The sequence below is a fragment of the Vibrio plantisponsor genome (assembly GCF_013041605.1).
Classification (GTDB): Bacteria; Pseudomonadota; Gammaproteobacteria; order Enterobacterales; family Vibrionaceae; genus Vibrio; species Vibrio plantisponsor.
On the sequence record NZ_JABEQC010000015.1, the window covers coordinates 1 to 23,138 of the forward strand.

The 23,138-nt window shown below is 44.3% G+C and carries 19 protein-coding genes; 3 read left to right on the plus strand and 16 right to left on the minus strand.

Annotated features, from left to right (window positions below; translation table 11 throughout):
• From HKI82_RS17635 to HKI82_RS17655, 5 genes are all read right to left on the minus strand, one after another.
• On the minus strand, positions 1 to 1,456 hold a 1,456-nt coding region (locus HKI82_RS17635), incomplete at its 3' end, for a hypothetical protein (RefSeq protein WP_206361957.1).
• Between the two features lie 260 nt (positions 1,457 to 1,716).
• Positions 1,717 to 3,024 carry a serine--tRNA ligase gene (gene serS, locus HKI82_RS17640; protein ID WP_102942703.1) on the minus strand — a complete coding sequence of 436 codons (1,308 nt, stop codon included), beginning with the start codon at positions 3,022 to 3,024 and terminating at the stop codon, positions 1,717 to 1,719.
• A 102-nt stretch (positions 3,025 to 3,126) separates the two neighbouring features.
• Positions 3,127 to 4,476 (minus strand): replication-associated recombination protein A, encoded by a 1,350-nt coding sequence (locus HKI82_RS17645; RefSeq protein ID WP_171138735.1) that lies wholly within the window; start codon positions 4,474 to 4,476, stop codon positions 3,127 to 3,129.
• Positions 4,477 to 4,500: 24 nt separating this feature from the next.
• Positions 4,501 to 5,097 carry an outer membrane lipoprotein periplasmic chaperone LolA gene (gene lolA, locus HKI82_RS17650; protein ID WP_102942701.1) on the minus strand — a complete coding sequence of 199 codons (597 nt, stop codon included), beginning with the start codon at positions 5,095 to 5,097 and terminating at the stop codon, positions 4,501 to 4,503.
• 127 nt (positions 5,098 to 5,224) lie between these two features.
• Positions 5,225 to 5,845, minus strand: a complete 621-nt coding sequence (locus HKI82_RS17655; RefSeq protein WP_171138736.1) for a YecA/YgfB family protein — start codon at positions 5,843 to 5,845, stop codon at positions 5,225 to 5,227.
• Between the two features lie 240 nt (positions 5,846 to 6,085).
• On the opposite strand from HKI82_RS17655, the gene dusC reads away from it, so the two are divergent.
• Entirely contained in the window at positions 6,086 to 7,036 is a 951-nt protein-coding gene (gene dusC, locus HKI82_RS17660; protein ID WP_171138737.1) for a tRNA dihydrouridine(16) synthase DusC, read from the plus strand.
• Positions 7,037 to 7,045: 9 nt separating this feature from the next.
• On the opposite strand, the gene HKI82_RS17665 is transcribed toward dusC, so the two are convergent.
• From HKI82_RS17665 to yfbV, 6 genes are all read right to left on the minus strand, one after another.
• On the minus strand, positions 7,046 to 8,509 hold the full coding sequence (locus HKI82_RS17665) for a GGDEF domain-containing protein (RefSeq protein WP_102942698.1): 1,464 nt from the start codon (positions 8,507 to 8,509) through the stop codon (positions 7,046 to 7,048).
• Between the two features lie 199 nt (positions 8,510 to 8,708).
• A complete protein-coding gene (gene malZ, locus HKI82_RS17670; RefSeq protein WP_171138738.1) occupies positions 8,709 to 10,550 on the minus strand; it encodes a maltodextrin glucosidase in 1,842 nt (613 codons plus the stop codon).
• 133 nt (positions 10,551 to 10,683) lie between these two features.
• Complete coding sequence (locus HKI82_RS17675) at positions 10,684 to 11,478, minus strand: ABC transporter ATP-binding protein (protein WP_171138739.1); 795 nt, start codon at positions 11,476 to 11,478, stop codon at positions 10,684 to 10,686.
• Positions 11,475 to 12,419 carry an ABC transporter permease gene (locus HKI82_RS17680; protein WP_102942695.1) on the minus strand — a complete coding sequence of 315 codons (945 nt, stop codon included), beginning with the start codon at positions 12,417 to 12,419 and terminating at the stop codon, positions 11,475 to 11,477. Before HKI82_RS17680 ends, HKI82_RS17675 begins: the two co-directional genes overlap by 4 nt.
• Positions 12,420 to 12,483: 64 nt before the next feature.
• A complete protein-coding gene (locus tag HKI82_RS17685; protein WP_102942694.1) occupies positions 12,484 to 13,449 on the minus strand; it encodes an ABC transporter substrate-binding protein in 966 nt (321 codons plus the stop codon).
• A gap of 303 nt (positions 13,450 to 13,752) precedes the next feature.
• On the minus strand, positions 13,753 to 14,205 hold the full coding sequence (yfbV, locus tag HKI82_RS17690; RefSeq protein ID WP_102942693.1) for a terminus macrodomain insulation protein YfbV: 453 nt from the start codon (positions 14,203 to 14,205) through the stop codon (positions 13,753 to 13,755).
• 357 nt (positions 14,206 to 14,562) lie between these two features.
• Here yfbV and HKI82_RS17695 point away from each other — a divergent pair, with 357 nt between their 5' ends.
• Both HKI82_RS17695 and pta read left to right on the plus strand, forming a co-directional pair.
• Positions 14,563 to 15,759, plus strand: coding sequence for an acetate kinase (locus HKI82_RS17695; protein WP_171138740.1), 1,197 nt, complete (start codon positions 14,563 to 14,565; stop codon positions 15,757 to 15,759).
• Positions 15,760 to 15,898: 139 nt separating this feature from the next.
• Positions 15,899 to 18,043 carry a phosphate acetyltransferase gene (pta, locus tag HKI82_RS17700; RefSeq protein ID WP_102942691.1) on the plus strand — a complete coding sequence of 715 codons (2,145 nt, stop codon included), beginning with the start codon at positions 15,899 to 15,901 and terminating at the stop codon, positions 18,041 to 18,043.
• Positions 18,044 to 18,122: 79 nt separating this feature from the next.
• Here the strand turns inward: pta and HKI82_RS17705 are convergent, their stop codons facing one another.
• From HKI82_RS17705 to oppB, 5 genes are all read right to left on the minus strand, one after another.
• Complete coding sequence (locus HKI82_RS17705; protein ID WP_171138741.1) at positions 18,123 to 19,067, minus strand: glutathione S-transferase family protein; 945 nt, start codon at positions 19,065 to 19,067, stop codon at positions 18,123 to 18,125.
• Positions 19,068 to 19,235: 168 nt separating this feature from the next.
• On the minus strand, positions 19,236 to 20,228 hold the full coding sequence (oppF, locus tag HKI82_RS17710) for a murein tripeptide/oligopeptide ABC transporter ATP binding protein OppF (RefSeq protein WP_277349894.1): 993 nt from the start codon (positions 20,226 to 20,228) through the stop codon (positions 19,236 to 19,238).
• On the minus strand, positions 20,225 to 21,196 hold the full coding sequence (gene oppD / locus HKI82_RS17715) for an ABC transporter ATP-binding protein (protein ID WP_102942688.1): 972 nt from the start codon (positions 21,194 to 21,196) through the stop codon (positions 20,225 to 20,227). The genes oppF and oppD overlap by 4 nt, the downstream gene beginning before the upstream one ends.
• A gap of 17 nt (positions 21,197 to 21,213) precedes the next feature.
• On the minus strand, positions 21,214 to 22,116 hold the full coding sequence (gene oppC, locus HKI82_RS17720; RefSeq protein WP_102942687.1) for an oligopeptide ABC transporter permease OppC: 903 nt from the start codon (positions 22,114 to 22,116) through the stop codon (positions 21,214 to 21,216).
• Between the two features lie 12 nt (positions 22,117 to 22,128).
• Positions 22,129 to 23,049: an oligopeptide ABC transporter permease OppB gene (gene oppB, locus HKI82_RS17725; RefSeq protein WP_102942686.1), complete on the minus strand. Its 921-nt coding sequence runs from the start codon at positions 23,047 to 23,049 to the stop codon at positions 22,129 to 22,131.
• Positions 23,050 to 23,138: the final 89 nt, after the last annotated feature.

Genomic DNA, 23,138 nt, shown 5'->3' on the forward strand with positions numbered 1-23,138 from the left:
CCTGAGCCGTACCTTGAGTATCGGTTCCCGTTGTGACTGCATCTAGTGCTGGCGCAGTCTCGTTTGGCTGGCTATTCCCTGTAATTCCTGTTTCAGGCACACCGTCAGATGGAGTACCTTCACCCGCTCCTTGATCGGGACTTAAAAGTTGCTCTGGCGCCTGAGGATTACTCTCCGGAACCTGAGCCGTGCCTTGAGTATCGGTTCCCGTCGTGACTGCATCTAGTGCTGGCGCAGTCTCGTTTGGCTGGCTATTCCCTGTAATTCCTGTTTCAGTCACACCGTCAGATGGAGTACCTTCACCCGCTCCTTGATCGGGACTTAAGACTTGCTCTGGCGCCAGAGGATTACTCTCTGGAACCTGAGCTGTGCCTTGTGTATCGGTTCCCGTCGTGACTGCATCTAGTGCTGGCGCAGTCTCGTTTGGCTGGCTATTCCCTGTAATTCCTGTTTCAGTCACACCGTCAGATGGAGTACCTTCACCCGCTCCTTGATCGGGACTTAAGACTTGCTCTGGCGCCAGAGGATTACTCTCTGGAACCTGAGCTGTGCCTTGCGTATCAGTACGCGTCGTTACTTCCAAAGTTGGGATTATCACTTTTACGGGAACAGACTCTTCAGTCTGATTGGGATGGCTAGTCTCCGTTGTTGTAGTCGGCGTCGAACCTTGATTATTAGGAACTGATAATCCGGTCTCGACTGACTGTTTGTTGTCACTTGCCCGTCTGACATCAGTCGTCACCGTTTGACCAACTACTACAGGTATTGGGTTTTCATCGCTTACATGTCCAAACTCTGCTTTTAATTTTTTAATAGAGCGATCGTTAAAAGCAGCAACCGCTGTTTCCAAATCAGGGTGAGATTGAACAAGTTGTAGATGTGTTAATGGGGTTTCAGATTCGGGCATCATACTCGACAAACTATAGGACAGAGCTTGAAGTTTTTTATTATCTTGCTTGTTAAGGAACTGTACTAGATCTTGCTCGCTAACCTCATCAATAATGTCAGCAACCGTCGTTGTCGCTTGTGCAAAATCGTAACCTTCAGCTTTTTGTTTGGAGTAGATTAGATGTGAAACAGGAGAGATTCTTTGAACCCCTGCTGGCGCTACCATCATGTAAGATTTACTGACTTTCTCACCTGTTGTTTTATTAATGGTGCGATCCTTTATTGCGGATGCAATTAAAGAATGGGCTTGAGGCACAGTGTAGATCGCTGTTACCTCAAGCAGCGCTTTTCCGGTCGAGTCTGTATATGAGTTTGGTTCTCCAGCATCCAGTTGGTAGTTGTTATTTATATCTAACCAAACAAGTGCATCTTGAAGATGCTCGTCGGCCACTTCGGCCTGATAAACTGTGGCTTTAGTCTTGGTATCCGATCCAGAAGAATCTTCGCCACCGCAGCCAACAATGGCACCAACAGACATGGCTACAATCGATAGTCTAAGTGATTTCACAATAACTCCTTATCAAAATACAATCAGTGCAATTTGTTGAACTAAGATCACATTCTGAAGAGGGTATTCAGTCGCCGAGCATGCGTAAACTTATGAACTAGTTTGCAGCGGCGCAGTTCTAGTTATTTATGTTTAATTGTTAAAAAACAGGAACCTATTCGCAAATATCCTAAAACCAGTCTCGATTTAAAGGCATAAAAAAACACCGAACCCTTTCGAGCTCGGTGTTGAGTAGATATTGCTTGATCAGCTTATAAGCATTAGCCGATATGAGTCGCGCCACCCATGTACTTCTGAAGCACTGTAGGAATTTCGATGCGACCATCTGCAAGTTGGTTGTTCTCAAGAATGGCAACCATTGTGCGGCCAACTGCTAGACCAGAACCATTTAGTGTGTGCACAAGTTCAGGTTTCTTCTCGCCTTTACGACGGAAGCGTGCTTGCATACGACGTGCTTGGAAATCCCACATGTTTGAACATGAAGAAATCTCACGGTAAGTTTGTTGTGCTGGAACCCAAACTTCTAAATCGTAAGTTTTACGAGAACCGAAGCCCATGTCACCAGTACATAGCACGACTTTACGGTATGGAAGCTCAAGAAGCTGCAGTACTTTCTCAGCGTGACCAGTCAATTCTTCTAGCGCTGACATAGAATCTTCAGGCTTAGTGATTTGTACTAGCTCAACTTTGTCGAACTGGTGCATACGAATCAAACCTCGAGTATCACGACCATATGAACCTGCTTCAGAACGGAAACAAGGTGTGTGAGCCGTCATCTTCAACGGTAGATCTGCTTCATCAGTGATGGTGTCACGCACTAGGTTTGTTACAGGCACTTCCGCAGTTGGAATCAATGAAAGCTTACGCGGCTCTTCATCGTTCACTTTTTCAGTTAGCGGTTCAGTGTGGAACAAGTCTTGACCAAACTTAGGAAGCTGACCAGTACCAAATAGGCTGTCCGCATTCACTAGGTAAGGAACGTACATTTCAGTGTAACCGTGCTGTTCTGTGTGCAGATCCAACATGAACTGAGCAATTGCACGATGTAGGCGCGCAAATTGGCCTTTCATTACGATGAAACGTGCGCCAGTGATTTTAGTTGCGCTCGCAAAATCTAAACCATCACCCATTTCGCCTAGGTCTACGTGATCTTTTAATTCAAAGTCGTAAGTCTTTGGCTCGCCCCAACGTGCAACTTCTACGTTGTCATTTTCATCTTTACCGTCTGGCACAGAATCATCTGGGATATTTGGTAGCGTTTGTGTAATCGCATCTAGCTGAGCTTGGACTTGGTCCAATTCAACTTTTTTAGCATCAAGGTCGTCACCCAATGTACCGATCTGCTTTTTGATCTCTTCAGCGCCTTCTTTGTCGCCTTTAGACATCAATTGACCGATTTGCTTAGAGATCGAGTTACGCGAGGATTGTAAATTTTCAACTTCTACTTGAATGGACTTACGTTGTTCTTCAAGTGTACGAATTGTATCGACGTCGAGTTTAAAACCGCGACGTGCCAGTTTTGCAGCTGTTTCATCCAGCTCTGTACGAAGTAATTTAGAATCCAGCATTGTTAATCCTATGCTTTTGAGTATCGAAAAGACGTAAGTGCTTGCTTTTTAAGCAAGCCATACGTATTGAATTTTTAACTTGTCAAAGATAACGAAAAGACACTATTTTTCATAGCGCTTTTGTGGGCTTTTTGCGTCTAAATCCGCCAGATAATCTAACTTTTCACCAATCTTAGTCTCTAAGCCTCGATTTGTTGGCTGATAATAGCGGGTTCCGGTCATTTCAGGCGGCAAATATTGTTCTCCGGCAGCGTACGCACCGGGTTCATCATGAGCATAGCGATATTCAGCACCATAGCCTAAATCTTTCATCAAACTGGTTGGCGCATTTCGTAAATGATGAGGCACTTCATATTCAGGCAAGTTATGAGCATCAGACAATGCTTGTTTCCATGCTGAATACACCGCATTGCTTTTTGGTGCGCAGGCTAAGTAGACAATTGCTTGAGCTATGGCTCGTTCGCCCTCGGCAGGACCTACGCGGGTGAAACAATCCCAAGCAGACAAAGCCACTTGCATTGCTCGCGGGTCAGCATTACCGATATCTTCAGACGCAATCGCCAACAAACGTCGAGCAATATATAACGGGTCACAACCTGCAGAAATCATACGTGCAGCCCAATACAAGGCTCCATCGGGGTTTGAACCTCGGATGGACTTATGAACCGCCGAGATTAAGTCGTACCAAATGTCACCTTTGTTATCAAAGCGAGAGACTTTCTCTCCTGCCACTTCAGCCAGAAGACTTAAAGTAATGAGCTTACTCCCGTCACTATCTTCTTCCGCCATGTCATAAAGCAGCTCAAGGTAGTTGAGCGACATTCGCGCATCGCCATTCACCAGCTCAGATAAGCGTTCTAAAACGTTGTCTTTAAATACGGCTTTGGTTTTGCCTAAGCCTCGCTCTGAATCATTAACCGCTTGCTCCAGTGCCTGAAGAATCTCCTCTTTACTTAAAGAGGTGAGCTTATAAACACGCGCTCGCGATAGCAGAGCGTTGTTAAGTTCAAACGAAGGGTTCTCTGTGGTCGCACCAATAAATGTTACAGTGCCGTCTTCAATATGAGGCAGAAAAGCGTCCTGCTGCGATTTGTTGAATCGGTGCACCTCGTCGACAAACAAGATGGTGCGGCGGCCAGTCAGCTTATTCTCGCGAGCTTTTTCAATCGCAAGACGTATCTCTTTAACACCCGAGGTCACCGCCGAAACACGCTCCACTTCCGCATTGGCATAATTTGCCGCCACTTCAGCCAGCGTTGTTTTACCGGTACCAGGAGGCCCCCACAAAATCATTGAGTGAATTTGTCCTGCTTCCAGAGCCTTACGCAATGGCTTACCGACACCCAATATGTGTTGCTGACCAATATACTGGTCAACGGTTTGCGGACGCATACGTGCGGCAAGGGGACGAAAATCTTCGTCCCCTGAAAAATCTAAAGAGTAGTTACTCACTGCACTAATTACCTAGATCCATCGTTAGTTACGTTGGTCATCAACTTCAACGCCGTCAGGCACATCAAATGTGAATCGATTCATTGCCGGCTTCTGTTGTTTTACATCATTAAAACTGAACAGACTTTTCTGACCATCTTGTTCTAATACATTAAAACCTTTTACCACACCTTTTTCATCAATCGTGATTTGAAATTGTCCCTGATTTGATTCAGCAGCCGTTGGTGTCAAGGTAAACACATCATTATCTTGTTCAACTTTGTAAGCATCCCAATCGCTGGTGCGGTTGCGAGTAAGCAATACAAATGGTGTCTGCTCCATCGCCTGTTCTTGGTTATAGATGGTGACCTGTTCGATAAATGGGCTGTAATACCAGAGAGATTCTCCATCAGAAACCAGCAAATTTTCATCTGGATCAAGTGTTTCCCAACGGAAAAGACTTGGGCGTGCGATATCCACTAGCCCACTACCATCCATAACGATTTCGCCATCTGGGCTGATCACTTGTTGTTCAAACTTGGCGCTGAACCCATCCGTCAGCGCAAGACGCTCACTTAAATTCTCTTTAGGTGTCGCCAATACAGAGAAACTACAGAATAAAAGAGCTAACCATTTTTTCATTGCTATTCGGCTCCTAGCCAATTGAAGTAAGGAAGTTATATCTAAGATTCTTCCTTGTTATGTCAACCTTGTGTCGAAAAAGTTCGAAGCTCGCCACTTTTAGCGCAAGTACCACAGTAAAAGAGGCTTAGTTTCCGCAACAGTGCTTAAACTTTTTACCACTTCCACATGGGCAGATTTCATTACGGCCGATGTCTTTATATGGATTTACGTTCTGAGTTTTTGTGCCAATCATGGCTTCATCTGCGGCCAAAGCGACTTCGTGAATCATCAGATCCAATTGCTTCACCATATTTTCAAGTTTTGGCAGATCACTAAAACCTGCCTGCTTCATCTGCTCATGAGTCTGTTCTTCGTCAATTACAAGCATCAGAGTGGTCAGCAGTGCTTGTAGCATGCGAATAGAACCATCTGACGTTGCCACTTCTTGCCATAACGGTTCAATAGCAGGCCATAAGGTCATAAAGCCTTCAGCAAAGTCCGCCAACGCTTCGTCAAAACCAACGTCTTGCTGCTCAAGCATCGAGAGCAAACCGTATTCGTTGAGCTTAAGCTCGTGATATTGAGCGTTGATTTGATCGGTAATCAGAGTCTTTAAAGTTTCAGCTTGGTCGCCAAATACTGAACTTAACCATGTTTCAGGATCTAAAGGCTTAGTTGCTAAGTTTGCAGCCAGAACAACACCTTCGATAAAAGCAGGTGATTCACTGCGCCCCACTGAACTTAAATTCACAAATTGATAACTCATTTAAACTCTTCTAGCTTTTGATAATTTTGATTGTTGCGGCATTATAACCTGAACTTTCCAATAAGTTCTCGTACGTATCACCCGAACTTTCTACGGATTATCTTCATCAACTCACATTTAGTGCCTTACGCGTATCTCGCAGACTAATCTAACAACGGTCTTAAGCGGATTTCGTGACTTTTCACCGCCATACCTCTACAATCTCGCCTCCATTTTAGACGGTAGTAATAAGATCTTAGTATGCGAGTTGTTTTAGGCCCGATGGAGGGCGTTTTAGATAGCCTGATGCGTGAAATGCTGACAGAAATCAATGATTATGATTTCTGCGTCACTGAGTTTGTGCGTGTCATCGACCAAACGCTTCCAGATCATATGTTCTATCGTCTCTGTCCGGAACTAAAGCAAGGCTCTGCGACTAAATCTGGTGTGCCTGTTAAAGTTCAGTTGCTTGGACAAGAGCCAGTTTGGATGGCAGAAAACGCAGTTCGCGCAGCAAGCCTAGGCGCATACGGTATCGACCTTAACTTTGGATGCCCAGCGAAAACCGTCAATAAGAGCAAAGGCGGCGCTGCTCTATTACAACAGCCTGAACTTATCTACCAAGTTGTCAAAGCATGTAGAGAGGCGGTTCCCGCGCACATCCCTGTTTCAGCCAAAATCCGTCTTGGATGGGAAAACCCTGATGACTGCTACGAGATCGTTGATGCTGTGTCCCAAGCCAAAGCCGATGAACTAACCATCCATGCTCGAACCAAAATGGGCGGCTATAAGGCAAGTGAAATCAAATGGGAATACATTGATAAGATCCGTCAGAAAACCTCTGTGCCGCTTATAGCGAATGGCGAAGTATGGAGCTATCAAGATGGTCAGGATTGTATCAAAACCACAGGTGTGGATTCCCTGATGGTATGCCGTGGTGCGCTTAACATTCCAAACCTAGGGAATATGGTGAAACATAATCACGTGCCGATGTCTTGGAATGACGTAGTGGAACTGCTGATTAAATACTCTGAATACGAAGTGAAGGGTGATAAAGCCAAATACTATCCAAACCGAGTGAAACAGTGGTTCTCCTATCTGCGTCAGGCTTATCCTGACGCAGCGGATCTGTTCAGAGAAATTCGTGTCAAAAATGACGTTGATGCGATGGTTGATCACTTAAAGCGCTACAGAGACGCGCTTTACGCCTAACCCCACCAATTAAAATACCAGTTTGTCTTTGCCCGTTGTTTTGGCTTGATATAGCTTCTCGTCTGCGATTTTGAACAGCTTATCGAAATCGCAGCCTTTGTCACTTTGTATAATCTCTACACCACCCGAAACAGTAAACCCATTCTCGACCACTTCTGAAGACTGACTAGTAATTGCCTCTTTGACACGCAGCATAATCTTTTTCAGAACGTCGCTATCATCGCCGGTTAAATAAACCACGAACTCTTCCCCACCGAAACGCGCTACAGCATCGGTATTACGAATACTTTTTTCTATTTGTTCGCCGAGATAGCAAATAACATCATCACCCACATCATGACCATAGGTGTCATTAATCGATTTAAAATTATCGATATCTAACACTGCTATGGACAGATATTGTTGATGAGTTTTTCCGCGCAAGAACTCTTCCATTCCCCTTCTGTTGAGAACGCCAGTCATAGGATCATGGGATGCTAAATCCGCGTAATAGCTTTTTTCAACTCGGGTGCCGAGATGTAATACGCCCATAACAGTCACTAAGTAACAAAGGAAAACTACCGCCAAACTCATGCTCGTCTCATTCACAAACTGCTTGAATTCGGTGCCCCAATCCCAGTAATAGTAAAGGTAATGATCCATGTTGGTGTAGCTAACTTCTAACTTGTGCGGCAAATAGACTGAACCATCTGTTGGCAGTGATTCCGTGCGAACTAACCTGATTTTCCCTGCTACAGGAGATAAATCACCGATAAGCTTATCAACGCTGACATCGAGTACAACCACACCTTTAAATACCGCGTTCTCAAAAACGGGCATTGCCAATGTCATGTTATTTCTTTGCATCAGCACTTCACTAAATGCACTCGGCCCTACGACAGAAATCACGTCTGGATTTTGTGATGCTTCTTGCCAGAAACTGCGTAGCCTGACGGTTTTTAATTGCTCTTGGGTGATACCTTGAATGGCTTCTTTAGGTGAAGAGATGATAAAGCCATGTTCATCGAGATAATGAACGCCGATAACATAATCATCGAGATCATGAAGAAATGAAATGATGGGAGCCAGAGTCACTTTCCTTAAGGCTAACTCAGTCACATCACTAGAGGCGTTACAATACTTTTCATCGCCTATCATCATATAACTGATGTTAATTGGCGGAGAGGAATGCGCGAGATTCTTAGTAATCATCAGCGACTCTTTTGGAGAGAGCTGGCAAACACCATTGACCACTTCCACATTAAAATCGGTCGCCTCTGTTAATGTGGACTCATAGTAACTGCTAAAACCGTAATCCAGTGCGACTAGTATTTTTCCCGCTCTTTGCAGCATGGCATTTACGTTTCGATATTCACTGGTAATCTGCTGGTTCAGCACCATTAAATACGAGTAAACCATCATCGACAAAATAGCGAAAACTAAAATCAGTGGTCCAAAAATAACGATTTTTTTATAGCTTTTCTTCGGTTGCATATACTTGCTTCGCACCAGTACCTAGTAAGGAAATCTTTTCAATCGACAGATTAGTACACTTAACACTTTTTTTATATGCATATTGTGTCGTTATTCTAAGCCGCAGCAACTCTTTTATGTGTATATCAATGGTGCAGCAGCGGCTTAGCGACCGGAGAAACCGAATTAAAGTAACTTATTCATTTTTATCATCAAACAATCAAGCGTTCTTGATTGAGCCCCAAAAATAGCCCTTGCTGCCAACTTCCACTGACAGGTTGCCCGACGTCACGTTCATTTCATTGCCGGACTTAGAACAAATGACCTTGCCACTTTCAACACCTAACTTCCAGATTGGAATGGAAATAGGCTGAGGAACATCAGAGGCGTTTATCACAACCAAGATAGCCTCTTCGCCATGGACTCGGGCATAAGCAATACAGCCATCTTGAGCATACAAAATCTGCAAAGCACCTTGTTGTAATGCCAAGTGATTTCTTCTCATTGCTACTAGCTTTTTGAATCGCTCTATTTGTTGAGAGTTTTGAATCTCTTCCCAAGGGAAACAACGACGATTATCAGGATCTAATCCACCTTGCAGATTCACCTCAGTACCATAGTAAATACATGGTGTACCAACCATGGTCATCAACAACACTAAACCTATTTCAATCAATGCATCCTCACCATTGACCAAGGTTGCCCAACGCATAGTATCGTGGCTGTCCAACTGATTAAGTTGTGCCAATTGATTAAGCCAAGGCACTTTCGCCTGAGCTTCAACAATCCACTCAACAAATTCCTCTGCGCTAATGGAAATAGGATCATAGGCTATATCTTTTCCTGTTAACCAAGCCCTGACAGGATGCGCAAAACCGTAGTAGTTCATCGCTCCGTCTTCTTGATCACCTTGAAGCCATTGTGTCGCTTCAAAGAAGTGTTCGCCTAAGACATAAGCTTGCTGATTCTCTTGTTTCACCGAATCGCGGAACTGTTTTACATAGTAGGCATTGTTGATGGCTCCTGAACCCTCACCTAGCATATGAATCACATCAAAACGCCATCCGTCAATCGAGTAAGGCGGGCGCAGCCAGTGTTTGATCACTGAATCCTTGGCCTGATAAATGTAATCACGTACCTCTTCGTTTAAGAAGTTCAACACGGGTAAATTTTCAACACCTTTCCAGCAAGCGTAGTGATTATTGGGGTCGAACAGATAATAGTTGCGATAAGGTGATTTCTCAGAGCAATACGCGCCATTGCCATAATGGTTGAAACGGTCAAACCAAGGATGTTCAGCAGAGGTATGATTGAACACGGCATCAAGCACAACCTTCATTCCACGCTGATGAATCTCAGCGCATAGCTGAGCAAACTCTTCGTTGGTTCCCAGATGAGGGTCAACATTGAAGTAATCCGTCGTATCATATTTATGATTACTCAATGAGGTAAAAATAGGATTCAGATAGACAGTAGTGATACCAAGTTGCTCTAGGTAATCTAACTTGCTTCTGACACCGGCTAAATCGCCACCATAGAATTCCAAAGAACCATGTGAGTTGTGAGAACTAACGGGCTCGCCCCACTGTTTAGCAATCACATTGCGTTTCCCGCCGCGAAAAGAATATTCATTTGTCTTGACGCTGATGTCAGGATTACCGTTGCAGAAACGGTCAGGAAATATCTGATAGAAAACTTGCTCGTTCACCCACTCAGGAGGCTGATACAAAGCGTCATACTTAAAATGATACTCTCGAGGTGGAATACGGTTATGCACACCTCTGGCATCTAGCCAATGTTGCGCACTGTCACTCAACATCTTAAACACATAGTGAGTAAGTGATTTATCCGGATTAACAGGGATGGTTGCGCTCCATTGGTTTAAGCGCCCTAACTTTCCACAGGGCTTCATTTCCACCAGTGATTCTTCGTTGTCCGGCTCATGTCTGACATACACTTTCTGATACAACTCAGACTCTGTGTTTAGGATCACTGTCAGTTGTCCATCTTGAAAAGATAAACCGTCGGATGTCTGGGCATGAAAAGCGAAAGGTAAGGACATGCTATTCCCTTAATAAATGATTCCTGTTGCTTGTTAACTTACCTCTTTGTTTAAAAAGAAAAATCCTCCTTACACAGTTAGCGTTTTGCGCATAGTGTAAGGAGGATCACGTTTAGTAGGATGAACTCGGGGATTAGTTCAGTAGCAAGCTATCGTCAGACAGTTCTTCACCACGAACTTTAGAGAACATCTCAAGTAGGTCAGGCACTTGCATGTTGGCACGTTGTTCACCAGATACATCCAGCACAATTTCACCTTGGTGAAGCATTACCGTTCTATCACCACACGCTAATGCGTCTTTCATTGAGTGAGTCACCATCATTACGGTCAGGTTAAACTCTTTAACGATTTTTTTGGTCAAATCGATAATGAAAGCGGCCATACGAGGATCCAGAGCTGCGGTATGTTCATCAAGTAACAATAACTTACTGTCTGAAAGTGTTGCCATCACAAGACTCACGGCCTGACGCTGACCACCAGAAAGCAAACCGATGTTATCACCAAGACGATCTTCCAAACCTAAGCCAAGAATACTGATTCGCTCTTGAAACAGTTTACGGCGATTGGTTGAAAGAGAATGTTTCCAACCACGACGTTTACCGCGCATGTACGCTAGTGCCATGTTCTCTTCAATAGTCAGAGCTCCACACGTACCCGCTAATGGGTCTTGGAATACACGCGCACAAAGGCTGGCACGTTGGTCAACACTGCGGCGAGTCACGTCAATATCATCGATATTAACTTTACCGCCGACCATAGGTGTTTCACCTGTTACCGCACCGAGCAGAGTTGATTTACCCGCACCATTCGAGCCGATAACGGTAAGAAATTGGTGCTCTGGCACTTTCAGATTCACACCTCTTAACGCACGGTTCTCAAGGATAGTGCCAGGATTAAATGTAACTTGAATATCTTCTAAATGGATCATAATGCTTCTCCTGACGCCTTAACCTGCTTAGATACTTCTAATTTCTTAGCAGGCCCACTACCCTTTTTTGGCTTTCGATTCCTTTTCATTTTCGGCATGATTAACGCCAGAGCAACAAGCACTGCAGTAACCAAGTTCAAATCAGATGCTTGCAGACCAAACATTCCCGAACTTAGTGCAAATGCAACAGCCAAACGATAGAGAACAGAACCTAGAATAACGGCAACGACAGCAACCCAAATTTTACGACCAGGAATCAGTGTTTGCCCCAAAATAACAGCAGCCAGACCAACGACTATGGTACCGACACCAGAAGTCACGTCCGCAAAGCTGTTGGTTTGTGCAAATAAAGCACCAGCAAAACCTACAAAGCCATTTGACAGTGCTAAGCAGAAATAAGTGTAGAACGCTGTGCTTGCGCCTTGCGCAGCAACCATACGAGCATTTACGCCTGTGGCGCGAAGCCCCAAGCCAAAATCACTGTTGAGTAGACGAACAACAAACAGAGCAGAAATAAGCACCAACACCGCTACAACCAAAGGACGAATAAGCATTGGATCGCCCATCGATTCAAATGGTGTCAGGATCGTATCTTCACCTAGCAAAGCTAAGTTAGGACGTCCCATAATGCGGATGTTAATGGAGAACGCAGCAATCATAGTTAGGATTGATGCTAATAGATGAAGAATTCCGCAACGAACTGTCAAAAACGCCGTTACCCATCCCGTTGCAGCACCAGCAATAATAGCTAAGCCAGTCGCGATCCATGGGTCAATACCAGAAACAATCGCGGTTGCAGCTACAGCAGCACCCATAGGGAAACTACCATCAACGCTCAAATCTGGGAAATCAAGAACTCGGAAAGTCAGGTAAACACCCAGTGCCACCAGACCGTAGATAAGGCCAACCTCTAAGGCGCCAAAAAAGGCAAAAGCAGACATACAAACTCCCTTCTCTGCTTAATCAAGTTGGCGTATTGCTACGCCAACTCTTTTAACAATGGTTCTATTTAACGCTTGTTGCGCGATCCATAACGGACTTAGGAATTTCCAGACCTAGCTTCTCAGCCGCAGTCTTGTTAATCACTAAATCAGAACCTTTAGCAACTTTAACATCCAAAGAACCAGGAGCAGCACCTTCTAGGATAGCAGCAACGTAATCCGCAGTTTGAACGCCGATTTGGTAGTAGTCGAAGCCAAGGCTAGCAACTGCACCACGCTCTACATAAGATGTAGCAGCGCCAAACACAGGTGTTTTAGCTTGGTTTGCAGCAACGATCATACCTTCAATTGCACTGGCAACTGTATTGTCAATCAGAGCGTAAATAACGTCTGATTTTGCAGAGATTGCTTGTGTCGCAGACTGTACGTCCGCACTTTTCAGAGCAGTAGCTTCAACCAGAGTAATGCCGTGTTTTTGTGTTGAAGCTTTTAGTAGCTCCATCAAGCTCACAGCGTTAGCTTCACCCGGGTTGTAAACCACACCAATTGATTTCACGTTTGGCATGATTTCTTTAATTAGCTCAACGTGTTGCTCAACTGGAGAAAGATCAGAAAGACCAGTAACGTTCTTTCCTGGCTGTTCCATTGAAGAAACCAGTTTAGCGCCTACAGGGTCTGTCACCGCAGTAAATACAACTGGAATGTTTTTAGTTGCTGACACTAGAGCTTGAGCCGTTGGTGTTGCAATACCAACAAGCACATCCGGATTTTCACCTACAAATTGACGCGCAATTTGTACTGCAATAGCTGGGTTACCTTGCGCTGTTTTGAAATCAAATTCTAGGTTTTTGCCCTCTTCATAGCCTTTTGCTTTTAGGCCATCAAGTAGACCTTGACGTGTTGCATCGAGTGCAGGGTGTTCTACGATCTGTGAAACCGCAACTTTAGCGGTTTTAGCCATAATGCTGTGGGAAGAAAGTAATGCAGCTCCGGCTAGAACGGCGGTAGCAATGACCTTGCTTGCTTTCATCTTAACTCCTTGATTTAAAGCATATAGTAATGTGATGTTGTGTGGTGTTTTTTAGTTATTGTGCAATTAGCATGCACTTATGGACATTATTACCAGTAACTATGCGTAAAGGGAAGAAACATTTAACAGCGAAATAACAAAAAGAGAGGAAGAAACAGTATCTTGTGCTTGGTGGCTAAATGAGGACAAATAACGGCTATTTTTTACTCATTTAAAAGCGACTGTAACAGTAGTGAGCAGGGCTGCATATCGGCAATAAAAAAGGCTCTAATCGATGAATTAGAGCCTTAAAAATTCGTTTAGTTAAAACCAGCGTTCTAAAGCAGTTTTATCAAGCTGACGGAATGCACGATTAAGTACCATTGCCAGCTCTTTGTATCGAGGCTTCGATTTTATCGGTTCGAGAGCAGAACCTGTTTCAACAATTTTTGCATGAATTTCGCGATACCAACCTGCAAGCGCAGGCGGCAACTGAGTATTCGCCCTATTACCTAACCACCACATACCTTGCAACGGTAAGCTAATAGCAAACAACGCAACGACAACCGCTTGTGGCATAGCTTGAACGTTTTGGAAACTCATTTGAGTTAACACGCTAATAGCGGCGACAGCTGGCATGACTTTGATGCCAAAACGCGTCGCTTTAATGATTCGCGATTCTGGAAAAAGCAAATTCAACTCTTTCCGCATAGGCCAAACTTGCATGTATTTCTGGCCGTCTTTCAAGCTGTGGATGATTCCGACACGATTACTCATACCACTTCCTCACTCTCAGTTATCGCCTCTTTGGGCGAATTCGCTAAAAAATAGTTGAATAGTTCAACGAATAACGTAAAAATTTGATAAAAGCTAATATAGTTTCAAATTTTTTTTGTTATATTACCCCATTATCGCTATCCTTTGCGGACTCTCAATCTCATTGTTGCCCTTATTTACAATTTAGGCAACTTTAAGACTAATCTGCAAGGAAAGCAGCAGACGATTTCAATGACGAAGTCACGTCTCTAGATAAGGAAGTTAAAGCTTTATTGATTAAGATTAGTACCAATTGCCTATGCATCTACTATTCTTGTCATTGATTTTGTCCTAACCGATTATTACAGGTAGTCACACATGTCTAAGCTAGTTTTAGTTTTAAACTGCGGTAGTTCTTCACTTAAATTCGCTGTTGTCGATGCACAAAATGGCGACGAGCACCTTTCTGGTCTTGCAGAATGTTTACACCTTCCAGAAGCGCGTATCAAGTGGAAACTTGATGGTAAGCACGAAGCACAACTAGGTGAAGGCGCTGCTCACGATGAAGCTCTTTCTTTCATCGTAGAAACTATTCTTGCTTCTAAGCCAGAACTTGCGGCACAACTTAAAGCTATCGGTCACCGTGTTGTACACGGCGGCGAAAAGTTCACTAAATCTGCTCTAATCGACGATGCTGTTCTTCAAGGTATTCAAGACTGTGCAACTCTAGCACCGTTACACAACCCAGCACACATCATCGGTATTAAAGCTGCTCAGAAAGCTTTCCCAGCACTGAAAAACGTTGCTGTATTCGATACTGCTTTCCACCAAACTATGCCTGAAGAAGCGTTCCTATACGCACTTCCATACAAACTATACAAAGAGCACGGTGTTCGTCGTTACGGCATGCACGGTACTTCTCACCTATTCATCGCTCGTGAAGCAGCTGAACGTCTAGGTAAACCAGCAAACGAACTAAACATCATTAACTGTCACCTAGGTAACGGTGCATCTGTTTGTGCAATTAAGAACGGTGAATCAGTTGATACTTCAATGGGTATGACTCCTCTTGAAGGTCTAGTAATGGGTACTCGTTGTGGTGATATCGATCCTGCGATCATTTTCCACCTACACGACGCTCTAGGTTACTCAGTTGAGCAAATCAACAACATGCTGACTAAAGAGTCTGGCCTTCTAGGTCTAACTGAAGTGACTTCTGACTGTCGTTTCGTTGAAGACAACTACGGCGCTAAAGAAGAAGCAACTCGTGCGATGGACGTATTCTGTCACCGCCTAGCTAAATACGTAGCTGGTTACACAGCTAGCCTAGACGGTCGTCTAGACGCTATCGTGTTCACTGGTGGTATCGGTGAAAACTCTGCACCAATCCGTGAAATGGTTCTTAACCGTCTAGCTATCTTCGGTATCGAAGTAGACAGTGAAGCAAACCTGAAAGCACGTTTCGGCGGCGAAGGTGTTATCACTACTGCTGACAGCCGTGTACCAGCGATGGTTATCTCAACCAACGAAGAGTTGGTGATTGCTGAAGACACCGCAACTCTAGCAGGTCTTTAAGTTTCTAACTGGCTAACCTAACGGTTAGCCAGATTTCTATAGGGGCTTCGTTAATATTCACTCTTGAATCTTTAACTAGGCTTTATTTCAATCCAATCTATCTCTTAGATTGCATCCAATAGTTTGAGGTACTTTACAGATGTCCCGTACTATTATGCTTATCCCTATCAGTGCTGGCGTGGGTTTAACCAGTGTGAGCATGGGTATTTTACGCGCTATGGAGCGTAAAGGCGTAAACGTTTCTTTCTACAAGCCTATTGCTCAACCACGTAGTGGTGAAGATCAACCAGATCTGACTTCAACGATTATCGGCCGTAACAGCGATATTAAGATTGCTGAACCACTTTCTATGTCTACAGCTGAAACGCTTATCGGCTCAGAGAAAATGGATGAGCTGCTAGAAACTATCGTTGAGCGTTACAACCAGATCAATAAAGACTCTGAAGTAACTTTGATTGAAGGTTTGGTTCCAACTCGTAAACACCCATTCGCTAACCAAGTGAACGCTGAGATTGCAGCTACACTTGGCGCTGAAATCGTGTTCGTTGCAACGCCTGGTACTAACAACCCAACACAGTTGAAGGAGCGTATTGAAATCGCTTGTTCAAACTTTGGCGGTACTAAGAACAAGAACATCAAAGGTGTTATCATCAACAAGCTTAATGCTCCTGTTGATGAAGCTGGTCGTACTCGCCCAGATCTGTCTGAAATGTTCGATGACGCAGACAGTGCGATTCAAACAAACCTTGAAGTGATGCAGATCTTCAATACTAGCCCTATTCGTGTTCTAGGTTGTGTGCCTTGGAACATTGAACTGATCGCGACGCGCGCTATCGATATGGCTAAGCACCTAAATGCAGAAATCATTAATGCTGGTGAAATCAAAACTCGCCGTATTAAGAGCATCACCTTCTGTGCACGTTCAATTCCTCACATGATTGAGCACTTCAAACCAGGTTCTCTGCTAGTAACTTCTGCAGACCGTCCTGACGTAATCGTTGCGGCTTCTCTTGCAGCAATGAACGGTGTTGAGATTGGTGCTGTACTTCTTACTGGTGGTTACGATATCCCTTCAGAAATCGTTGACCTATGTAAACCTGCATTTGACTCTGGCTTACCAATTTTCAAAGCGCAAGGTAACACTTGGCAGACTTCTCTGAACCTACAGAGCTTCAGCCTAGAAGTTCCAGCTGACGATAAAGAGCGTATCGAGTTCATCAGTGAACACGTAGCTAGCCACATTGACGGCCCTTGGATTGATTCTCTATCTGAAGGTACTCAAGGTATCCGTCGTCTAAGCCCTCCAGCATTCCGTTACCAGTTAACTGAATTTGCTCGTCGCGCAGGTAAACGTATCGTTCTTCCTGAAGGTGACGAACCACGTACAGTGAAAGCGGCAGCAATCTGTGCTGAACGCGGTATCGCAACGTGTGTGCTTTTAGGTAACCCTGACGAAATCCGTCGTGTTGCTGCACAACAGGGTGTTGAGCTAGGCGCTGGCGTTGAAATCATTGATGCGGATTCAGTTCGCGAAAACTACGTAGCTCGTTTAGTTGAACTACGTGGCGCGAAAGGTATGACTGAAGTTGTTGCTCGTGAAAAATTGGAAGACTCTGTTTTCCTAGGCACTATGATGCTTGAAGCGGACGAAGTTGACGGCCTAGTATCTGGTGCTGTTCACACAACTGCGAATACTATCGTTCCTCCGTTCCAAATCATTAAGACTGCACCAAATGCGTCTATCGTATCTTCAATCTTCTTCATGCTTCTGCCTGATCAAGTATTGGTATACGGTGACTGTGCAATCAACCCAGATCCAACGGCTGAACAGCTAGCGGAAATCGCTATCCAATCGGCTGACTCTGCGGCTGCGTTTGGTATCGACCCACGTGTTGCAATGATCTCTTACTCTACTGGTGAATCTGGTAAAGGTGCAGACGTTGATAAAGTACGTGAAGCAACTCGTATTGCTCAAGAGAAACGTCCAGATCTTATTATTGACGGCCCTCTACAATACGATGCAGCAATCATGGAAAACGTAGCAGCTTCTAAAGCTCCTAATTCTCCAGTTGCAGGTAAAGCAACAGTATTCGTATTCCCAGACCTAAACACAGGTAATACGACATACAAAGCGGTACAACGTTCAGCAGACCTAGTATCCATCGGTCCTATGCTACAAGGTATGCGTAAGCCAGTTAACGACCTTTCTCGTGGTGCGTTAGTTGACGATATCGTGTACACAATTGCTCTTACCGCTATCCAAGCAGACCAAGAAGCAAAATAGTCTTAATTTGAGCATTGCTTAGATACATATAACAAAAACCGCATCCTAAAGATGCGGTTTTTCTTTTAGGGCTTTCAACTTAAAAGTTATCTCTACCGTGCGGTGATTTTAAATCCAATTCGGGTCCTACAGGCACTACTTGCGTTGGATTGATACTTGTATGACTGAAGTAGTAATGTCGTTTGATATGGTAAAAGTCCGTGGTCTCTTTTACTCCCGGAACTTGGTATAGTTCTTTCAAATAACCATTCAAATTTGGATAATCTGCAATTCTCTTTTTGTTGCACTTAAAATGGCCAACATATACCGAGTCAAAGCGGATAAGAGTGGTAAACAAGCGCCAGTCTGCCTCTGTGATGCTAGAGCCCGCCAGATATCGATTATGAGCCAGATGTGCATCCACTTTGTCTAATGCTTCAAACAAAGACTCATACGCTTCTTCATAGGCTTCCTGAGTCGTTGCAAAGCCACAGCGATAAACACCATTGTTAATGTTTGGATAGATATAGTCGTTCCACTCATCGATAACATTGCGCAGTGCATCAGGATAGTAATCGACGTGATTATCAGTTAACTCATTAAACGCGCGGTTAAACATGCGAATAATTTCAGACGATTCGTTACTTACAATGGTTTGAAGTTTCTTGTCCCACAACACAGGTACCGTAACGCGGCCTGAATAGTCAGGTTTCGCTTGGGTATAGATTTGGTGAAGCTTAGTGTGCCCAAATAAAGGTTCAGGAATGCCAAATTTCCAACCGTCATGGAGCATGTCTGGGCAAACAATGGTGACATCGATAATATCTTGCAGTTGCTTGAGCTCGCGAAAAATCAATGTCCGGTGAGCCCAAGGACAAGCCAAAGAGACATACAAGTGATAACGACCAGCTTCGGGTGAAAACTTGGCGTCAGGGCGATTGTCTATCCAATCACGAAATCCTGCATCTTCTCGAATGAATCTTCCATCGCTGCTTTTTGTGTCGTACCAAACATCATGCCAGACACCTTCAACTAATTTACCCATTACTCACCCCTTCACTAATTCTTACGTCTGGGAGTCATTATAGTTGATGGAGCTGAATACTCACCCGAAGGGTTTTGGCTTAGTCATTCGAAATTTTTGAAGGTTTCTAGGGCACAAAAAAAGCGCGACTCAAAAAGAAGCCGCGCTTATGCCCGTCACAGGCTGAATTTACATCTCAACGTGTAAGCACGAAACTGCATGAGTATCACTACCCTGAATTTGTGGCTTAGTTTGAGCGCAGATCTCTGTCGCTTGAGGACAACGAGTTCTGAAAACACATCCCGATGGCGGGTTGATTGGTGAAGGCAGGTCGCCTTCGAGCATTTGGATCGTTTTTGCACGTTCCAGCTTTGGATCTGGAATCGGCACAGCCGACATCAATGCTTTAGTGTATGGGTGTTTAGGGTTTGCAAATAGTGCTTCAGATTCACCAAGCTCTACTGCATTACCTAAATACATTACCAATACACGGTCAGAAATATGTTTCACTACTGACAAGTCGTGCGCGATGAATACTAGGCTTAACCCTAGCTCACGTTGCAGTTGTTGCAGCAGGTTAACAACCTGAGCCTGAATCGATACGTCGAGTGCAGATACTGGTTCATCACAGATAATCATCTTTGGATTCAGAATCAATGCGCGGGCAATACCGATACGCTGACACTGACCACCAGAGAACTCATGCGGGTAACGGTTGATCACGTTCGGTAGTAGACCTACTTTCGCCATCATCTCTTTCACACGGTCTTTCACTTCTTGCTTAGAAAGCTCTGGATAGAAAGTCTGTAGTGGCTCAGCAATGATGTCCCCGACTGTCATACGTGGGTTCAATGATGCAAGTGGGTCTTGGAAAATCATCTGAATCTCTTTACGAGTTTCACGACGCTTCACCTCTTGCATACGAGTCAAGTCTTGGCCTAGCCAAACCACTTCACCCTCAGTCGCTTGTACCAAGCCGATGATTGCACGAGCAAATGTCGATTTACCACAGCCTGATTCACCTACAACGCCTAGAGTTTCACCTTCGTAAAGGCGAACATTAACGCCATCAACCGCTTTCAGTTTTACAGGTTTAGCCCAAGGCCATGCTGATTTAGTCGCAATGTCAAAGTGTACTTTTAGCTCTTTAACATCTAACAGTAATTTCTTATCTACACTCATTTCGTCCAAGTCTCCCAGTCAGAAAAACATGCGCGTTGACGATCATTGCCAAATGGCGTCAGGATCGGCGCTTCACGTTTACAGCGGTCCATTACGCGATGACAGCGTTCTTGATAAGGACAGCCCGGTGGCAGACGAAGTAAGTTTGGCGGGTTACCCGGAATGGTTGGTAACACATCACCTTCAGTATCCAAACGAGGAATTGCTTTCAACAAGCCTTCCGCATATGGGTGACTTGGTTGATAGAAAATCTCATCAACCGTACCGTATTCCATTGTGCGGCCAGCGTACATTACAAGCACTTTGTCACAAGAACCTGCAACCACACCCAAATCGTGAGTGATCATGATGATTGCCGTGTTGAATTCAGATTTCAGTTCATTCAGAAGATCCATAATCTGAGCCTGAACCGTTACGTCTAGTGCGGTTGTCGGTTCATCAGCAATCAACAGTTTAGGGCGACATAGCAGAGCCATCGCAATCATTACACGCTGACGCATACCGCCCGAGAACTCATGCGGATACATTGTGATACGTTTGCGAGCTTCCGGAATTTTAACTGCTTCCAGCATGCGAACAGACTCTTCAAACGCTTCTGCCTTGCTCATACCTTTGTGCAGCATTAACACTTCCATCAACTGGTCGCTAACCTTCATATAAGGGTTAAGCGACGTCATCGGGTCTTGGAAGATCATTGCAATTTGTTCTGCGCGAACTTTATTCAGCTCTTTTTCAGGCAAGTTTAGAATTTCCTTACCTTCAAACTTTGCGCTACCAGAAATGATACCGTTCTTAGCCAAAAGGCCCATGATTGAGAATACAGTTTGAGATTTACCCGAACCAGATTCACCAACGATACCTAATGTCTCACCCTGATTCAGTGAGAAGTTCAAATCGTTTACTGCGGTAACAATACCATCTTGGGTAGTGAACTCTACACGCAGGTCTTTGACATCTAATAAAGCCATTACTACTTCCTCAATTCTTATCTGTCTTTTGGATCCAGCGCGTCACGTAGACCGTCACCCACATAGTTAAAGCAGAACAGTGTGACCACCATGAACGCCGCAGGGAAGCCAAGCTGCCATACTGCAATTTCCATTGTGTTTGCACCTTCTTGCAATAGTGCTCCCCAGCTAGTCATAGGCTCTTGAACACCTAAACCAAGGAAAGATAAGAACGATTCCGTCAGAATCATGCTTGGAATCAGTAGCGTTGAGTAAACTGCAACAATACCTAATACGTTTGGAACGATATGACGAGTAATGATCTTCCAGTTACTTACACCACAAACGTGTGCCGCTTCGATGAACTCTTTGCTGCGAAGGCTCAGCGTTTGACCACGTACAATACGTGCCATATCAAGCCATGCAATAGCACCAATAGCGACAAAGATCAGAACGATATTACGCCCAAAGAAGGTTACCAATACGATAACCAAGAACATGAATGGTACTGCGTATAGGATTTCAAGAATACGCATCATGATACGGTCAACACGACCACCGATGAAACCAGACGCTGCGCCGTAAAGCGTACCGATCAATACTGCAACCAGTGCGCCCATGACACCAACCATCAGCGAGATTCGGCCACCGATCAAAGTACGAACGTAGATATCACGACCTAAACTGTCAGTTCCAAACCAATGCTCTGCATTTGGTGCAACGTGCATTGCATACCAGTCAGTATCGTCATAAGTAAAAGGAGCAATCATTGGCAGGAAAATAACCGCCAACGTCATCAGCATGAGAATAAATAAACTCACCATCGCTGCTTTATTTCGCATAAAGCGGATACGAGCGTCCTGCCACAGGCTGCGACCCTCGATTTCAAGATTTTCGGAAAACTTTTCAATCGCTTCCAGATTTTCTTTTTTCGTCAACATAGTAATACTTCCTTAGTAACGAATTTTCGGATCAATCGCTGCCAACAAGATATCTACAATTGCGTTGAACAGGATAAATAAGAAACCAATAAGAATGGTTACACCCATTACCAGAGAGTAGTCACGGTTAAATGCCGCGTTTACGAACAACTTACCAATACCCGGAAGACCAAAGATGGTTTCGATAACAACCGAACCAGTAATGATACCTACGAACGCAGGTCCCATATAAGAAACAACAGGCAACATAGCAGGTTTCAACGCGTGCTTAACAACGATGTATGGATAGCTCAACCCTTTTGCTCGCGCAGTTCGAATGAAGTTACTGTTTAGAGTTTCAATCATCGAACCACGTGTAATACGTGCAAACGTTGCTACGTATAGCAGAGACATACCAAGAACTGGCAGGGCCATATACTTGAAGGACCCGTCTAACCAGCCCCCTGCAGGGAACCAACCTAAATTAATAGAGAAAATGTAAATCAATACTGGTGCGAGAACGAATGAAGGCATTACGACGCCAATCATAGCCGTAGCCATAATTGAGTAATCTAGCCAAGTGTTTTGCCTTAAGGCGGCAAGTGTCCCGACCGTTACACCCATAATTACTGTGAAGATGAAAGCGGCAAAACCTACTTTCGCTGACACAGGAAGGGCTGCAAAAATCAACTCGTTTACCGAGTAATCAAGGTACTTGAATGAAGGACCGAAATCGCCTTGTAAAACGTTGGTCAGATAAGTGGTGTACTGCTCTAATACAGGCTTATCAAGTCCATATTTCGCTTCGATGTTCGCCATTACTTCTGGCGGTAAAGCGCGCTCGCTTGAGAAAGGGTTTCCTGGTGCGAAACGCATGAGAAAAAACGACACTGTAATCAACACCAACATAGTTGGGATTGCTTCCAGAACTCGTCTAATAATGAATTTAAACATAAACTCACTCTTCCAGTCTGTGACTATTTAAAACAAAAAAATACTGCATGTACCATCCGCGAACCTCAAGCACATGCAGAATATTACTT